We start from the raw sequence: 15,330 nt of genomic DNA on the forward strand, positions 1-15,330 counted from the left end.
ACAAGGACCGCCCCATGACCCACCGACGCTTGGCAAGAACCGCAGGCTGGCTGGCGCTGGCGTGCCTGATCACCGCAGGCCTGCTGGCCTGGTACGTCACTCGCCAACCCGCTTCGCCTTTCGAGGCTGAGCAGGCCAGCTTCGACCCGGCGCTGGTCAGCCGCGGCGAGTATGTCGCCCGCCTCGGCGACTGCATCGCCTGCCACAGCCTGCCCGATGGCAAGCCCTTCGCCGGTGGGTTGGAAATGGCCACACCGCTGGGTGCGATCCACGCCACCAACGTGACGCCCGACCCGGCAACCGGTATCGGCGCCTACAGCCTGGCGGATTTCGACCGTGCCGTACGGCATGGCGTTGCGCCGGGAGGCAGGCGGTTGTACCCGGCCATGCCCTACCCTTCGTATGCCAAACTCAGCGATGACGATGTGCGGGCGCTGTATGCCTTCTTCATGAAAGGCGTCCAGCCTGCGCAACAGGCCAACATTCCCAGCGACATCCCCTGGCCATTGAACCTGCGCTGGCCTATCGCGTTGTGGAATGGCCTGTTCACCGTTCCCACGCCCTATCTCGCCAAGGCCGGGCAGGACGCACTCTGGAACCGCGGGGCCTACATTGTCCAAGGCCCGGGCCACTGCGGCAGCTGCCACACCCCACGCGGCCTGGCGTTCAATGAAAAGGCGCTGGACGAAAGCGGCAAACCCTTCCTCGCCGGCGCACTGCTCGATGGCTGGTACGCCCCCAGCCTGCGTGACGACCCCAACACCGGCCTGGGACGCTGGAGCGAGGGCGAGATCGTGCAATTTCTCAAACACGGGCGTAACCCACACGCGGTGGTCTATGGCTCGATGACCGAAGCGTTCAACAACTCCACGCAGTTCATGAACGATGACGACCTGGCCGCGATTGCCCGCTACCTGAAAACACTGCCTGGTGAACCACAGCGCGACGGCGCACCGTGGCAGTACCAAGCGGTATCTGCCGACGAACACCTGGGCAGTTCCGGCGGCCATACCTATGTGACCCGCTGTGCCACGTGCCATGGCCTGGACGGCAAGGGCCAGGCTGAATGGATGCCGCCCCTGGCCGGCGCCACCTCAGCGCTGGCAAAGGAAGACGCGTCGGCGATCAACATCACCCTCAATGGTTCGCAGCGGATCGTTGCCGCCGGACTACCGGATGCCTACCGCATGCCGGCGTTTCGCGAGCAGCTGTCTGACCAGGACATTGCCGACGTGCTGAGCTTCGTGCGCAGCACCTGGGGCAATCAGGGCGGTGCCGTGGATGCGCGGGCGGTGGGCAAGCTGCGCGAGCACACCGACCCGGCCAGCAGCAGCCCGATCATCCTGCATATGCGCTAGGCCAATCCACCCATGGTCTCAGGGTTGCACGCCGGCCTGCTGCCGATGCCAACGCTCCAGGTTCTGCGCCAGCAACCGCGCTGGAAGCGGGCCGGCGACGATTTCCTTCATTTTTTGCGCCAACTGCTCACGCAGCTTGGGTTGGTTGCACGGCGAGGCGTGGGACAACGCCAGGTACAGCCCCTCGCTGGAGACCGGCGGCTCCAGGCTTCTCAATTGCGTGTCCACGCCCAATGTGCGCGCCAGTGCCATGCCGGGGTACTGCTCGTAAATCACGTAATCGTTACGCTTGTGCAGCAGCTTTTCGAAGGCCTGCCTGGCGCTTGGCACGGCTTCGAGTTTGAGGTTGCCCCTGGCGTAGTCGTCGAACTGCTGGCCGTAGCTGTTGTTGACCAGCGTTCCGCCGTTATGCCCCTGCAGGTCAGCCCAGGTGCGATAGGTGAAGGCTGCGTCCTGGCGCACCCAGACAACGCTTGGGGTCATCAGGAATGGCGGACTGACGAAATCCATCCGTTGCGCACGGGCCTCGGTCAGGAAGTAGCCGGCCAGTATGTCGATACGGCCAGTACGCACCTGCTCCTGAGCCCGCGACCATGGCCCGCCGTACACCACATTCACCTGCAGCCCCAGGGCCTGGCCAAGGTGCTTGAGCAAGTCGGCATTGGCGCCGATCAGTTGTTGGGGGTTCTGCGGATCGCGCCACAGGTACGGGGGATATTCCGGATTACCAGTGGCCGTCAATTGACGACACACCTCCTGCGCCAGCGCGGCCTGGGGCAGCAGAAACAGACAAAACGACAGGAGCAAGGCCCGGCCTGAACAGCGCTCGACCATCTGGAACCCTCGGTGCCTGGGGCACGCGGATCACTTGGGCATACGCCCCAAGGCCCGCTCAGCCGCCGCCTGGAATACACTGCGCATCGCCTCCACCTGCTCTTTGGGCAACGCCTTGGCACAGATCAGCCCCTGCAGGAAGCCAATGCCCCAGCTCTTGACCTCAGCCATTTCCTGGCGGTTCACAGCATCAGCGATATCGCCCAGATGCAAGGCTGCGGGATGCTCGTAGCGGTCTTCCAGGCTCAGCTTGCGCAGCTCGTCCAGGGCCACCTTGAATTCAGCAGCGGCAACATCGTCCAGGCCCAGGTGCTCATACTGAAGCAGGCTCAGACGGTCGGTGGCGGTCATCTTCGAATCTCCGTTTCACAATGGGCGGCGGCGGTGTCGGTAATAGACTTGTATAACATAGGTATGGCCTCTCCCCCTAGTGGCCTGCGCCATCCGGGTACAACAGCCGACCTGACGGTATGGTTCAACGCGTCTGTCACCTAAATTAAATTTAAATTGAATTTAGGATAAAAGCCGATCACGCTCTGCCCATCCAATACCTTCAGGAGTGCAACCATGGCCACGGCCCCACGCGAGCCACGCAAGGATGGCGCAGCCACCCGCATTCGCATCCTCCAGGCTGCCGGCGAGCTGTTCGCCGCGCTGGGTTATGCCGAAGCCAGCAACAAGGCCGTCGCTGCCAAAGCAGAGGTGGACCTGGCCTCGATCAACTACCACTTCGGCAGCCGCAACGGCCTGTATCTGGCGGTGCTCGACGAAGCACGGCGGCGTTTTCTGGACATTTCCGACCTGCAGCGGATCGCCCTCGGCGATCAACCTGCAACCGAGAAGCTTCGTGCTTTGGTCGAACTGGTGGTGTGCAAGGCATCGCAGGTGCGTGACAACTGGCACCTCCGGGTGCTGGCAGCCGAGCTCCTCGCCCCCAGCCCGCACGGCCAAGCGCACTTGCAGGCCGGGGCACCGCTGAAGTTGGCATTGCTAAAAAACCTGTTCAGCGAGATCACGGCAATTGCGCCGGAGCAACCGGCGCTGACTCGCTGCATCCTGTGCGTCACGGCACCGTGGGCCATGCTGCTGATTGGCCCACGCGGCTCATCTGGTGCGCTGCACGAGATTCTTGGTATGCCGGCGGAGGAAGTAGCGGGCCACCTGTACCGCTTTGCGCTGGCCGGTCTGCAAGAAACCGGGCGCCATTTTGCCCAGGGCAATGGCCAATGACCGTGCTCAAACGCCACTCTCCAGTGCAAGGCAGCGCCCTGCAAACGTCCATCGACACCCCCGGCGCAGCCGCCGAAGCACCACCGCAAACCTCCATCCCCCTGCTGTTGGGCGCTTTGATGCTGGTCATGTTCCTCGCTGCGCTCGACCAGACCATCGTCTCTACGGCGTTGCCGACCATCGTCAGCGACCTCGGTGGCCTGCGCTGGTTGTCCTGGGTAGTCACGGCCTATTTGCTGGCTTCGACCGTGGTGGTACCGCTGTACGGCAAGTTCGGTGACCTGTATGGCCGAAAACGGGTGTTGCAGATCGCCATTGCCTTGTTCCTGCTGGGCTCTGCACTGTGCGGGGTGGCCCAGGACATGACCCAGCTGATCCTCTTCCGCACCTTGCAAGGCCTGGGCGGTGGCGGGCTGATGGTGGTGGCCATGGCTGCTATCGGCGACGTCATCCCCCCCGCCGAGCGCGGTCGCTACCAGGGCCTGTTCGGCGGTGTGTTCGGCCTGGCCACGGTGGTTGGGCCGCTGATCGGTGGGTTTCTGGTCGAACACCTGTCCTGGCACTGGATCTTCTTCATCAACCTGCCGCTGGGCCTGCTGGCGGTGGTGGTGATCGGCAGTGTGTTCCGCCCGCACGTAGCCCCGGTAAAACACGTGGTCGACTACATCGGCGCCTTCTACCTCACCGTGACCCTGGGCTCACTGGTGCTGGTCACCAGTTTGGGCGGTAGCTTGCTGCCGTGGGCCTCGCTCGACATCCTGTGTTTGCTGCTGTTCACAGTGATCGGCCTGGCGGGCTTCGTGTTCGAACAACGCCGTGCGCCCGAGCCGATCATGCCCCTGCACCTGTTCCGCCACCGCACCTTCGTGCTTGCCGGGCTGATCGGCCTGATCGTTGGGGTTTCGCTGTTCGGTTCGGTCACCTTCCTGCCGTTGTACATGCAGGTGGTCAAGAACGCATCGCCCACCAGCGCCGGCCTGCAGATGCTGCCGTTGATGGGCGGCCTGCTGGTGGTGTCGGCCATCACCGGGCGGCTGATCAGCCGCTGGGGGCGTTACCGCGTGTTCCCGATCGCCGGCACGCTGTTGCAGGTCATTGCCCTGGGCCTGCTGAGCCGGCTCGACCTGGACACGCCGATGTGGCAGATGAACCTGTACATGGGATTGCTCGGCGCGGGGTTGGGCATGGTGATGCAGGTCCTGATCCTGGCCGTGCAGAACAGCGTCGAACGGCGCCATATGGGCGTAGCCACCTCTGGGGCCACATTGTTCCGCTCCATTGGTGGCTCGGTTGGCGTATCGGTGTTCGGCGCCGTGTTTTCCCACGCGTTACTGAAGGGGCTACCAGGCGATTTCGCCGCCCATGCCGGTGGTGCTGCCAGCCTGTCGCCAACCGCCGTGCATGCGTTGGCAGCGCCCATGCAGCAGGCCTACCTTGCAGCGTTCTCCGGGGCAATGCATGGGGTGTTTCTGCTGGCTGCGGGGGTAACCTGCGTAGCCTTCGGGTTGTCCTGGTTGTTGCGGGAGGTGCCGCTGCGGTCAGCCCATGCCTGATGGTGACTGTTGGCAGGGCAACAGCGAATCAACAGACTGTGGCCAGCCACACATCCTGCGCATCGGCCCTGAGCCGCGAAGCCCCCAAGCACGGGGGGTATGGCCATCTGGCATGCCCCCTGCAATCGAATGTGCATACCTTCATTCGACTGGAACCTGCAATGCGCCTGACCGACCTGGCCCTCGCCTTTCCCCGTAGCCTCAAGACCTTGGCCGCCGCCGGCCTGGTTGCCCTTTGCCTGAACCCGGCCGCCCAGGCCGAAACCGCGCCCAAGGAAGTGCGCCTGGACTACGCCTACTACTCACCCGTTAGCCTGGTGCTCAAGCACTTTGGCTGGCTAGAAAAAGCCCTGCCCGACTCCAAGGTCAGCTGGGTATTCAGCCAGGGCAGCAACCGTTCGCTCGAGTACCTCAACAGCGGCGGCGTCGACTTCGGCTCCTCTGCCAGCCTCTCGGCGGTGCTAGCCCGCGCCAACGGCAGCCCGATCAAGTCGGTGTACGTCTATAGCCGCGCCGAATGGACCGCACTGGTAGTGGCCAAGGACTCGCCGCTCAAAACCCTCGAGGACCTCAAGGGCAAGAAGATCGCCGCCACCAAAGGCACCGACCCTTATCTGTTCACCTTGCGTGCCCTGGAAAAGGCCGGCCTGAAAAAAGACGACGTGGAATTGCTGCACCTGCAACACCCGGACGGCCGGACCGCACTGGAGAAAGGCGACGTCGACGCCTGGGCCGGCCTGGACCCGCACATGGCCGCCAGCGAACTGCAGGCCGGCTCGCGGCTGCTGTATCGCAACAAGGACTTCAACAGCTTCGGTGTCGTCAGCGTGACCGAGGCCTTTGCCAAACAGCACCCAGAGACCATCGCCACAGTGATCAAGGCCTACGAGCAGGCACGCCACTGGGCCGTCGCCCACCCCGAGGCGTTTGCCAAGTTGCTGGCTGACGAATCCAAGCTGCCGCTGGATGTGGCCGAGCTGCAGCTGTCGCGCACCGACCTTTCCGCGCCACAACTGAATGCCCAGGATGTCACTGCTTCCAAGGCTGCGGCCCCTATCCTGGTCTCGGAGGAACTGGTCAAGCGCGGGGTCGACGTCAACCAAGTGATCGACCAGTTGATCGATCCATCCTTCGGCAAGGCCAGCATCGAGTGATGAACACCCACAGTAACCTGCTGGCCGCAAGCCCTGGCCAGCAGCGGCAATGGCCGCGACGGCTCAAGGGCCTGGCGCTGCCACTGGGCCTCATCCTGCTGCTCGAAGCCGTGGTACGCCTGGGCTGGATCCCCTCCTACCAGATGCCCGCCCCTAGCGAAGTGGCGCAAACCTTGTTGCAACTGGCTGACGGCGCCTTGTGGAAACACATCGGCGCCAGCCTCTCGCGGGTGCTTGCAGGGTTTGCCATCGGCGCGGTGCTCGGCTTGCTTTTCGCTGCCTGGGTGGGTTTGAGCCGCGAAGCCGAAGCCTGGCTCGAACCGACGTTCGCGAGCCTGCGGGCGATCCCCAGCCTGGCCTGGGTGCCGTTGCTGCTGCTGTGGCTGGGTATAGGCGAAACCTCCAAGGTCACGCTGATCGCCATCGGTGCGTTCTTCCCGGTGTACCTCAATGGGGTGGCAGCAATCCGCAACATCGACCGCAAGCTGGTCGAGGTCGCGCGCATGTACGGCTTTGGCCCGCTGCGCCTGGCCCGACGCGTGCTGCTGCCGGCGGCCATCCCCGGGGTGTTCACCGGGCTGCGCAGCGCATTGAGCCTGAGCTGGATGTTCCTGGTCGCCGCCGAGCTGATCGCGGCCACGCGCGGGCTTGGCTACTTGCTCAGCGACGGACGCGAAACATCCAGGCCAGACTTGGTGCTGGCAGCAATCATCGTGCTGGCACTGCTTGGCAAGCTCAGCGACGGGCTGCTGGCCGGGCTGGAGAAACGCTGGCTGGCGTGGCGCGATACATTCGACGGCACGGACCCGAGGGGCTGAACCATGAACCAACCGCTGCATATTCACCCTCCTGCCCCGCTGGTTGACCCGCTGCTCGACCTGCAGGTTGAAAGCAAGTCGTTCGGCGATACGCCGGTGCTCGGCAACATCGCGCTGCAGTTGCAACCCGGAGAAATCGTCAGCCTGCTCGGCCCCAGCGGATGCGGCAAGAGCACCTTGCTGCGCCTGGTGGCGCAACTGGACCAGGGCTTTACCGGCCGCTTGCACCGGCGCCCGGAGCAGGTCGGTTTTGTGTTCCAGGAGCCCAGGCTGATGCCCTGGTTGAGCGTGGCCGACAACATCGGCTTCAGCGAGGACAAGGGCTACGACCGCGCGCGGGTGGCCGCGCTGATCGAAGAAGTGGGCCTGACCGGGTTCGCCGATGCACTGCCCAAGGCCTTGTCGGGCGGCATGGCCCAGCGGGTTGCCATCGCGCGTGGGTTGTTTGGCCAACCGCAGTTGCTGTTGCTGGATGAGCCGTTCAGTGCGGTGGATGCCTTTACCCGGTTCAAGTTGCAGGACCTGCTGCTGGAGCTGGCGCGACGGCATGGCATTGCCCTGCTCGTGGTGACTCACGATGTGGACGAGGCGCTGTACCTGAGTGACCGGGTACTGGTGATCGGCAACCGCCCTGGTACGGTTTGCCGTGAGTTGCAGGTGGGCCTGGGTTACCCACGCGAACGGCGCGATGATCGGCTGGCGCGCCTGCGCGCAGAAGCACTGCAAGCGTTGCACAGTGCGCGGGTCATCTGATTTTCTGGGGCAAACGCGGCAGGCAGCCGTGCAACCATCACAGTTCGGCTAGCCAAGGGTTGGATACCCCGCTGGAAAACCCTATGCTTTGGCCGCCATCCGGCGGTCACGGCCTGGTGGTCTGCACGCTTACCCTCAGGAGATAAATCGACATGAACGTCTCGTTCCAGCCCCGCTGGCTGCTTGCCCTCGCCCTGCCCCTCGCCCTGGCCGCCTGCGGTGACAACGAACCTAAACAACGCGCCGCCTTCAGCGAGTTCCTGCAAACCCGCATCGTCGACAAGCCTGGGGTTCACGTGCCCAAGCTCAGCGCGGACGAAACGAAGCAATTCGGCCCCTACAGCGAGCATTATGCGGTCATCACCGACTTCAACGGTGCCATGGATGCCGCAGTGCAACCCCTGGGCAGCCTGCTGCAGAAAGGCGCAGTGCGTTCTTTGGGGGATGTGACGGCGCGCCGTGATGACCTCAAGGCGGTCCAGGCAGGCCTGAACGACATGGGTACCCAGCTCCAGGACCAGAAGGCCAAGGCCGACAGCGCCCATGCCCAGCTCAAACAGCCGCAGGACCTCAAGGTCGTCTACGACAAGGCCTACGATCGCACCGTCAGTGTGCCGGCCGATACCTTCCTGCAAGTGCTGCCGCAGATCAACGGCACGCTCGACAGCAGCCTGAAGGTGGCCGACTACGTGAACCAGCACAAGGCGCAGATCCAGATCAATGGGCCGATCGTGAAGGTGACGGACCCGAAGGTCCAGGCTGAACTGAATGCCTTGCTGGCCGACCTCAACACCCAGGCCCAGACCGTGCAGCAGGCACAGGCACGGTTGAAGTCGGTGATGCTGGGGCGCTAAAAGCCACAACAGGGGGACGAGCGCAAGGCACGCCCCCTTTCAGATTCAGTGGTTGAGCCCGTCCAGCACTTCGGCCTTGGTGGTGACGCTGCCAAAGTGATGCTGCCATAGCGCAATGCCCAGCTTCCCCGACCTATCCAGCGACGAGCCCACCGTCAAGTCGGTAATCAACGTCGGTGAAAGGCCTGCATCGAACAAGGCGAACCCAGCGGCAAGCACACAGGTTTCGGTCTGCAGCCCGCAGACCAGTACCCGTTCCACGCCCAACTGACGGATGTAGTCGAGGGTTTCACCGGTCTGCCCGTAGCCATGCTTGATGAAGACCTTGTCGGCTTCCACCAGGCTTTCGTCCTCCGCCGCGGGGTGCCAGCCGAGCTGACGCGCAAACGGGGTTACCTGCTCATCGTGCAGTTCGACCGAGGCAATGGTAGGGATCGTCGCGGACAATGCGCGTATACCATCGACAAGCCACTCGGGCGGGCTGAAGGTGGACTGAACATCGACGATAAGCAGAACCTGCCGCATGAAGGTCTCCAGGCGTGCGCAAAGGCACGGAGTATATCGCTCCTGGCGGTCAATGGCTGCATCGGGCCAACAGCCAGCGCTGTACCACTGGCGCCACAAGTTACGGTTTTCTAGAACTTTTTCCTGATTACGGGTCTATGTGAACAGGCCCCTGGCGCGTGGCAATCGCCACCCACGCATTACCCGCTGCCCGTGGCCCAACGTCCAATTGTCTATCAGAGGTTGTCTTCGCTCATGAACATCCCTGTCCCCCGGATAGTGCTCCTTGGCCTGTTCGCGTTTGCGGCAATGGGCTCGGCATCGGCAACACAGATGAAGGCTTCACCGCCTGTTCACGCCAGTGAACTGAGCGCGCTGCAGGCCCCAGACAAAGTCGCAGCCACCCCTTGGCCAAACCTGGCTCGCGGGGCGGCGCAGCAACCTGGCACGCTACTCGCCCATGACGATCGTTACCGGCACGACGGCCGCTGGCATGACCGGCGAGACGACTGGCGCCGGGAAAACTGGCGCCGTGAGCAGTGGCGCAGAGAGCAGGCGTGGCGAGAAGCCGAGCGCCGCCGCGATTGGCAACGCCACCATGACCGCGCCCTGCACCACCGCTATGAGGCCAATCACCACGACTACCGGCGCTGATCTGCGCCGCGCCTTGCCCAACCGCAGCCCAGGGCAGTGAGCGCCAAGGTGAGCGCGGCAGCACCACCAACATGCACAGCGCGCCAAAGCGGTCGGCCAGGCGACCGCCAAGGGGGCTGAAGCGCATCTCGCTCAGGTGACGCACCGCCATCAATACGCCCGCCGCCGCTACCCCAGTGCTCGCTTGACCCACTGAACGCTTTTGTACAACCACGGCACCGTATCGTTGTATAGTTTTGTATATTTCGCGCCACCCGTCTCAGGGGTTCTGCCGTGTACATCATGCCGTTCGACCTACCACGAGAAACGCCAAAGGCACCCACCCAGCCGCTGGCCGACCCCGTCCGCACGATCATCCTCAACGCCGCCAGCGAGGCATTTGCCCAGCAAGGGTACGCTGCGACCAAACTGTCGGTCATCGCAGCCCTGGCAAGCCTGCCCAGGTCCAACGTCCTCTACTATTTCAAATCCAAGGCCAATATCTACATCAAGGTGCTGGAGGACATTGCCCCCCGCTACCTACAAGCCTGCGCGCCCTTTCAGGGTGACGACCAACCGCTGGAGGCGCTCAGCCGCACTGTCACCTCGATGATCGGCCTGTTCGAGGGCCGCCCCTTCGCGTCGAAAGTGCTGCTGCAAGAACTCAAGGAAGGTGGCCGTCGCATCCCCGGGGACTTTCTGGAACGCTGGGCCAGCCAGGCACGGGAGAACACCGCCTGCATCCGCCAATGGATCAGTAATGGGCAATTGGCACCGGTCAATCCAGACCATGTGTTGCCGTCGGTGTGGGCAATCGCCCAGTCCTGCATCAACAGGGGTTGCTATGCCACCAGCGGCGCTGAGCAGGGCATCGACTACCAGGCTGCAACGGCAACCTCGGTACGCTTGCTGCTCAATGGCCTGGCACCGACAAGCCGCTAGCCAGCCACGTCGTTCAGGCAACCCGCTCGAGGGTTTGCAGCGGGCGCTTCCTGCGTGCCAGGGCCCACCGCACCAGCGTGTTCCAACCGTAGGCCACCGCCACCCCGCCAATGATGGCAAAGGCGACTGCAACCACCGGTTGGTCACTGACCCGCCGGGCCAGTGACTGAAACTGGAAGTGGGTCAGGTAGATGTACAGGGTCGAGGACGCGATGACCGCGCCGCCCTTGGCCACCAGGCCAGGCATAGGCACCGACCTGAGCCAGATCAGTGCCCACACAGCCGGCAGCGCCATGTCGATATGCACCGCGCTGAACCATGCGTGCCAGCCGTAACCGGCAATGGTTACCGCTTCGATCTCCCCAACCACCAGCACCGCCACCCCGGTGGCAGCCCATTTGCGACCGGTCGTATCGGCGTAGTGCATCGCCATGCCAAGCACCATGGTCGCCAGGTAATGCTGTGGCACCCGGTTGAACAGAGCCGTGGCATCGAACACCCACAGGCCCAGCAGCACATCCGCCACCAACAGTGCGCAGGCCGCCAGCAGCAGGCACCGGAACGGCTCGGCCATGATCATCAGGCGGATGCGTTTGATCGACAACACAAGGCCGATGATCAGGACCATCTGCAGCAGCACTTCGATATACCAGTAATTGAAGTGGCCGACGACGCTGGCAGGAAACCAGTTGGAAACCAGCAGCAGCGATTGCCAGTGGACCCTGTCGAACAGCGATTGCACCAGCAAGGTATACAACAGCGTCGGCACGGCGATACCGGCGATGGACTTGAACAGCGAGCGCGCATCACCGCGCTCAACGATGGCATTGACCTGAAACCTGGCCAGGCCCATGCCGGACACCAGGAACAGCGCCGTCGTTTCACCCACGATCATGCCTTGCGGATACAGGCCAAGATGCCCCATCACGATCACCAGGATAGCGACCATGCGCAGGAACACCGGCACCTCCATGGCGCGCAGCGTTTGCCTTGCCTCCTTGGGTCGGCTGGCCAGTTCGGCCAGCTCCCTCACCGGCGTGGCTTCCCAACGCTGCGGCAATTGGCCAAGCAGCGCTTGCAGTACCATCGAGGCCTGGACGAACGTCAGTGAGTCCCCACCCAGCTCTACGAAGGTCAGGCGGGTATCGATGTGCGGCACTTGCAGAATCTGCGCCCACGCCTCAACCAGTTGCTGAGCCTGAGGTGTCAGGGCCAGGTCGGTATCGTCGGCCGACAGCATCCCGTGGTCGAAGGGGGGCGGCAACGCTCGCTTGTCGATCTTGCCATTGGGCGTGAGCGGGAGCGCGTCGAGGAAGACAAACAGCGCCGGCACCATGTACTCCGGTAACTGCGCTGCAATTGCCTCACGCAGCAGCGCGGGGGACACGGGCGATGCCGTCACGCAATACGCCACCAGCCGTGGCACTGCGTTGTCATGGTTGGCCACCACCACGCATTGCTCTACCTGCGGCTGGCCAGCGACCGCCCCCTCAACCTCAGCCAGCTCGATGCGATGCCCGCGGATCTTTACCTGTGCATCAGCGCGCCCCAGGAAGGCCACACTGCCATCCGCCAGATAAACGCCAAGGTCGCCGCTGCGGTAGCAGAGATCGCCCAGAGCGCCGGTAAACGGGTTGATCACGAACTTTTCAGCCGTGAGCGCGGTATCCCCCCAGTAACCCATTGACAGGTAGGGGCTGCGAATCAGGATTTCCCCGGCCTCGCCCTCGCCCGCCAACTGCTGGGCGCCATTGACCACCAGCAATTGGGCGCCGTCGATGCCCTTGCCCAGCGGAGCTCTGCCTTGCTCCAGCGGCCCGTCCAACTGGTGGAAGGCCATTGCCTGAGGGGTTTCCGTGGTGCCGTAGAAATTCACCTGGGTCGCATTGGGGGCTGCCCTACGTATCTGCTCGAACAGCACAGGGCTGAGCGCATCGCCCCCCCAGAACAGATAACGCAGCCGCTCGAACACACGCGCCTTGCTGGCCGCGCCGGCTGCCACCAGCTTGCCCAGAGGCGGCGTGAGGTGCATCGCGGTGATGCCATGGCCGTGTATCCAAGCCGCCAGGCGCGCCGGGTCGAGCAGGGTCGATTGCGGCGGGCAGACAACCTTGGCGCCAATCGACAGCGGCGTGAACACATCCCGGTAAACGGGGTCGTGTCCCAAGCCGGACAGTAACGAAAAACAATCGTCCCGGGTAAACCCGTGACGCTGCACGTGCCACTCGATGAAATGCACCAGCGGCGCGTGATGAGTGACGACGCCCTTGGGCACCCCGGTGCTGCCGGAGGTGAAGGTGATATAGGCCGGCTGGCCGGGGTCAACGGCAGGTAGGGCTGCAGGCCTGCAGGGGAATTGCCGCAGCGCCTGGTCGGGTGCTGGCGGCACTCGTACTACCTGTGGCGACTCATCCGTTACCCCTGTTGTCGGGCGCAAAAGGTCCCGCTCAGGCAGGTGCTGACTGTCGCCGCACAGCAGGACAAAGGCAGGCGTCATGGTCTGAACAATCTGTGCAACCCGTGCTGCGGGGTAGGCAGCGTCGGCCACGGTGAACGCCAACCCGGCACGCAAGGCACCGAGCATGGCATAGACCAGGCTCGGGCAGCGGCTTGCGACAATCACTACGCGATCCGAGCCGCAACACCCGCTGGCCAGCAGCAGCGTGGCAATGCCTTGGCTGATCTGCTCCAGTTGCCAATAACTGCAGGTTAGCGCTTCGCCAATGATGGCGGGCGCCTCAGGCGTGCGCTCCGCCTGTTGCACAAAGGCACTGAAAATCGCGCGTTCGGCGCGGTATTCCAAGCCCTGGGTGGGGTCCGGTCGCAGATCCGCCATAGTAGTGGTCAACTCGCAGCGTCGGTGTGTGACTAACGTTTGAATCCCGCTAATCCAGCGCGACAACGCCACGGGCTGAATTAAATCAACGCTAGTGCACGCCGCCGGCCCGCGCCAATGTTGCTGGTCGAGGGCCAAGGTTGCCGACGAGCGGCCGGCCCCGTCACAAGGTTTCCTGTTCAACCGCGCAGCTTTGTGCTGAGGCCTGATGCAGGGGCTGTACTGCGGCTCACTGAGTCGTTGCCAAGGTACCTAGCACGAGACCTTGGCCTTTGAGCCTGCGCAGCAACGCCAGGCCATGGGACTGGACCGCAGCCTCTTGGCCACCGGTCATCTCCGCCAGCAACGCCAGGTGTTGGCGCCCCGTCAGTCGCTGCGCGTGCAGCGATTGCAGCAATGCATGGGCCAAAGGCGCCAGGCGCGAAAACTGCACCGTGTGGTCGGCGTCGCGGTGGGCCAACAGCAGTGTCGGTGCATCCGGTTCCTGCAGTGCCGGGAACCCTGGGCCAATTTGATCGACCGGCCAGGCGTAGGCCAGTGGCGCGGCAAGGTTGGACAGCAACGGCACGCCCTCGAGCAGATCGCCCTCGGGGTCATGCCCTGGCTCGGTGGCGTCGCTGAGCAATAATGCCGTCTCGATCCATTCATAATGGGCAAGTTCAGCGACCCACCCAGGCAGCTCGGCAAGGTTTTGCAGGTACTCGACCAGCTCGCCGGCCACCTCGGTGAACAGCGGCGTATGGCAACGATGGTTGGCGTAGAACCCTTCGATGAGCGCCTGCCACTGCGCGGTCGGCAGGGTAGCCTGCAGCACCGGGAAGTTGCCGGCCAACAGCGACTGTACGTTGCCGAAGAACAACTGCCGGTACACCGCCAGGCGCCGCGCTTCGATGCCGGGTGGCGGCGGATTGGCCAGGGGGTCGCGAATGTAGCGAGCCATGCACAACTGCTGCTTGCGCAAGGTATCAGCCATGGCGCGCCTCCCGTGCCTGTGGGCCACGTTGCAGGTCACGGATGTAGCTCACTTCGGTGAGCAACTCTGGCAGCGGCGGCAGATTGAAGTCGCGTTCGAGCACGGTCGGTAACGCGCCCAGCTGCGCGTAGGCGGCGGCCAGCAGGTGCCAGACATCGGCCTGCACGCTGGCGCCGTGGGTATCGATCTTAAGGTCCGGCGCTTCGTCGTAATGCCCAGCCACGTGCAGGCACACCACCCGCTGGGCTGGCACCTGGGCGAGAAAATCGACAGGGTCGTACCGGTGATTGCAGGCATTGACGATCACGTTGTTGATGTCCAGCAACAGGTCGCAGTCGGCCTCGTCAAGGACTGCCCGCAGGAAATCGATTTCGCTCATCGCCTGGTAGGGCGAGGCGTAGTAGGAAATGTTTTCCACGGCGATGCGCCGCCCCAGGGCGTCCTGTACCTCGCCAATACGCCCTGCGATGTGGCGCACGGCTTCGTCGGTGAAGGGCATGGGAATCAGGTCATAAAGATGGCCGTCATCGGCGCAGTAGCTCAGGTGTTCGCTGAACAGCGGCACGTGGTAACGGTCAAGGAAACCGCGGATTTGCCGCAGGAAGGCGTGGTCCAGCGGTGCCGGACCGCCAAGCGACAGCGAGAGGCCGTGGCACGCCAGCGGAAAACGTTCGGCCAGGCGTGCCAGGCCCTGGCCGTAGCTGCCGCCGACACCGATCCAGTTGTCAGGTGCGCATTCAAGAAAGTCCACAGCACCCGCGTCCAGGGTCAGTAACGCAGGCAGCAAGGCGCGGCGCAGGCCGAGGCCGGCACCTTGGAGGAGTTGGGGCGTGCTCATGGGTGTGCTCCAGGAAGCCAAGTGCCCTCCCCGGCCTGCGGCGCGGGGAG

At 63.8% G+C, this 15,330-nt stretch carries 15 protein-coding genes; 9 read left to right on the forward strand and 6 right to left on the reverse strand.

The window, feature by feature from the left end:
• Window positions 1–14 precede the first annotated feature (14 nt).
• A complete protein-coding gene (locus APH34_RS02590; RefSeq protein ID WP_054899612.1) occupies window positions 15–1,358 on the forward strand; it encodes a cytochrome c in 1,344 nt (447 codons plus the stop codon).
• 18 nt (window positions 1,359–1,376) lie between these two features.
• On the opposite strand, the gene APH34_RS02595 is transcribed toward APH34_RS02590, so the two are convergent.
• Window positions 1,377–2,192 carry an ABC transporter substrate-binding protein gene (locus APH34_RS02595; protein ID WP_054899613.1) on the reverse strand — a complete coding sequence of 272 codons (816 nt, stop codon included), beginning with the start codon at window positions 2,190–2,192 and terminating at the stop codon, window positions 1,377–1,379.
• 30 nt (window positions 2,193–2,222) lie between these two features.
• A complete protein-coding gene (locus tag APH34_RS02600; protein WP_054899614.1) occupies window positions 2,223–2,543 on the reverse strand; it encodes a hypothetical protein in 321 nt (106 codons plus the stop codon).
• A 216-nt stretch (window positions 2,544–2,759) separates the two neighbouring features.
• Here APH34_RS02600 and APH34_RS02605 point away from each other — a divergent pair, with 216 nt between their 5' ends.
• The 6 genes from APH34_RS02605 (at window position 2,760) to APH34_RS02630 (ending at window position 8,554) form a co-directional block, all read left to right on the forward strand.
• On the forward strand, window positions 2,760–3,422 hold the full coding sequence (locus APH34_RS02605; protein WP_054899615.1) for a TetR/AcrR family transcriptional regulator: 663 nt from the start codon (window positions 2,760–2,762) through the stop codon (window positions 3,420–3,422).
• Window positions 3,419–4,975: an MDR family MFS transporter gene (locus tag APH34_RS02610; protein WP_054899616.1), complete on the forward strand. Its 1,557-nt coding sequence runs from the start codon at window positions 3,419–3,421 to the stop codon at window positions 4,973–4,975. The genes APH34_RS02605 and APH34_RS02610 overlap by 4 nt, the downstream gene beginning before the upstream one ends.
• A 176-nt stretch (window positions 4,976–5,151) precedes the next feature.
• Window positions 5,152–6,129, forward strand: a complete 978-nt coding sequence (locus APH34_RS02615) for an aliphatic sulfonate ABC transporter substrate-binding protein (protein WP_371263293.1) — start codon at window positions 5,152–5,154, stop codon at window positions 6,127–6,129.
• The gene (locus APH34_RS02620) at window positions 6,129–6,947 is read left to right on the forward strand and encodes an ABC transporter permease (protein ID WP_054899618.1); all 819 of its coding nucleotides are present in this window, start codon (window positions 6,129–6,131) and stop codon (window positions 6,945–6,947) included. Before APH34_RS02615 ends, APH34_RS02620 begins: the two co-directional genes overlap by 1 nt.
• A gap of 39 nt (window positions 6,948–6,986) precedes the next feature.
• On the forward strand, window positions 6,987–7,700 hold the full coding sequence (locus APH34_RS02625) for an ABC transporter ATP-binding protein (protein WP_156358056.1): 714 nt from the start codon (window positions 6,987–6,989) through the stop codon (window positions 7,698–7,700).
• 152 nt (window positions 7,701–7,852) lie between these two features.
• A complete protein-coding gene (locus tag APH34_RS02630) occupies window positions 7,853–8,554 on the forward strand; it encodes a DUF3053 domain-containing protein (protein WP_054899620.1) in 702 nt (233 codons plus the stop codon).
• A gap of 45 nt (window positions 8,555–8,599) precedes the next feature.
• On the opposite strand, the gene APH34_RS02635 is transcribed toward APH34_RS02630, so the two are convergent.
• Window positions 8,600–9,079: an isochorismatase family protein gene (locus tag APH34_RS02635; protein ID WP_054899621.1), complete on the reverse strand. Its 480-nt coding sequence runs from the start codon at window positions 9,077–9,079 to the stop codon at window positions 8,600–8,602.
• A gap of 234 nt (window positions 9,080–9,313) precedes the next feature.
• Between APH34_RS02635 and APH34_RS02640 the strand changes: the two genes are divergently transcribed.
• Together APH34_RS02640 and APH34_RS02645 are read left to right on the forward strand one after the other, a co-directional pair.
• Entirely contained in the window at window positions 9,314–9,712 is a 399-nt protein-coding gene (locus APH34_RS02640; RefSeq protein WP_054899622.1) for a hypothetical protein, read from the forward strand.
• A gap of 282 nt (window positions 9,713–9,994) precedes the next feature.
• Window positions 9,995–10,633 carry a TetR/AcrR family transcriptional regulator gene (locus APH34_RS02645; RefSeq protein ID WP_054899839.1) on the forward strand — a complete coding sequence of 213 codons (639 nt, stop codon included), beginning with the start codon at window positions 9,995–9,997 and terminating at the stop codon, window positions 10,631–10,633.
• 13 nt (window positions 10,634–10,646) lie between these two features.
• Here the strand turns inward: APH34_RS02645 and APH34_RS02650 are convergent, their stop codons facing one another.
• The 3 genes from APH34_RS02650 to APH34_RS02660 form a co-directional block, all read right to left on the reverse strand.
• The gene (locus APH34_RS02650) at window positions 10,647–13,469 is read right to left on the reverse strand and encodes an amino acid adenylation domain-containing protein (protein ID WP_054899623.1); all 2,823 of its coding nucleotides are present in this window, start codon (window positions 13,467–13,469) and stop codon (window positions 10,647–10,649) included.
• 229 nt (window positions 13,470–13,698) lie between these two features.
• Complete coding sequence (locus APH34_RS02655; RefSeq protein ID WP_054899624.1) at window positions 13,699–14,442, reverse strand: DUF2063 domain-containing protein; 744 nt, start codon at window positions 14,440–14,442, stop codon at window positions 13,699–13,701.
• A complete protein-coding gene (locus APH34_RS02660) occupies window positions 14,435–15,280 on the reverse strand; it encodes a DUF692 domain-containing protein (protein WP_054899625.1) in 846 nt (281 codons plus the stop codon). Before APH34_RS02660 ends, APH34_RS02655 begins: the two co-directional genes overlap by 8 nt.
• Between the last annotated feature and the right edge of the window lie 50 nt (window positions 15,281–15,330).

The sequence above is a fragment of the Pseudomonas sp. NBRC 111131 genome (genome assembly GCF_001320525.1).
Taxonomy (GTDB): Bacteria; Pseudomonadota; Gammaproteobacteria; order Pseudomonadales; family Pseudomonadaceae; genus Aquipseudomonas; species Aquipseudomonas ceruminis.

Excerpts from the sequence above, each read along its gene's own strand:
- APH34_RS02610 (WP_054899616.1), top strand. The coding sequence starts at position 3,419 with ATGACCGTGCTCAAACGCCACTCTCCAGTGCAAGGCAGCGCCCTGCAA.
- APH34_RS02635 (WP_054899621.1), bottom strand. The coding sequence starts at position 9,079 with ATGCGGCAGGTTCTGCTTATCGTCGATGTTCAGTCCACCTTCAGCCCG.
- APH34_RS02645 (WP_054899839.1), top strand. The coding sequence starts at position 9,995 with ATGCCGTTCGACCTACCACGAGAAACGCCAAAGGCACCCACCCAGCCG.
- APH34_RS02655 (WP_054899624.1), bottom strand. The coding sequence starts at position 14,442 with ATGGCTGATACCTTGCGCAAGCAGCAGTTGTGCATGGCTCGCTACATT.
- APH34_RS02590 (WP_054899612.1), top strand. The coding sequence starts at position 15 with ATGACCCACCGACGCTTGGCAAGAACCGCAGGCTGGCTGGCGCTGGCG.
- APH34_RS02620 (WP_054899618.1), top strand. The coding sequence starts at position 6,129 with ATGAACACCCACAGTAACCTGCTGGCCGCAAGCCCTGGCCAGCAGCGG.
- APH34_RS02660 (WP_054899625.1), bottom strand. The coding sequence starts at position 15,280 with ATGAGCACGCCCCAACTCCTCCAAGGTGCCGGCCTCGGCCTGCGCCGC.
- APH34_RS02650 (WP_054899623.1), bottom strand. The coding sequence starts at position 13,469 with ATGGCGGATCTGCGACCGGACCCCACCCAGGGCTTGGAATACCGCGCC.
- APH34_RS02600 (WP_054899614.1), bottom strand. The coding sequence starts at position 2,543 with ATGACCGCCACCGACCGTCTGAGCCTGCTTCAGTATGAGCACCTGGGC.
- APH34_RS02630 (WP_054899620.1), top strand. The coding sequence starts at position 7,853 with ATGAACGTCTCGTTCCAGCCCCGCTGGCTGCTTGCCCTCGCCCTGCCC.
- APH34_RS02640 (WP_054899622.1), top strand. The coding sequence starts at position 9,314 with ATGAACATCCCTGTCCCCCGGATAGTGCTCCTTGGCCTGTTCGCGTTT.
- APH34_RS02595 (WP_054899613.1), bottom strand. The coding sequence starts at position 2,192 with ATGGTCGAGCGCTGTTCAGGCCGGGCCTTGCTCCTGTCGTTTTGTCTG.
- APH34_RS02605 (WP_054899615.1), top strand. The coding sequence starts at position 2,760 with ATGGCCACGGCCCCACGCGAGCCACGCAAGGATGGCGCAGCCACCCGC.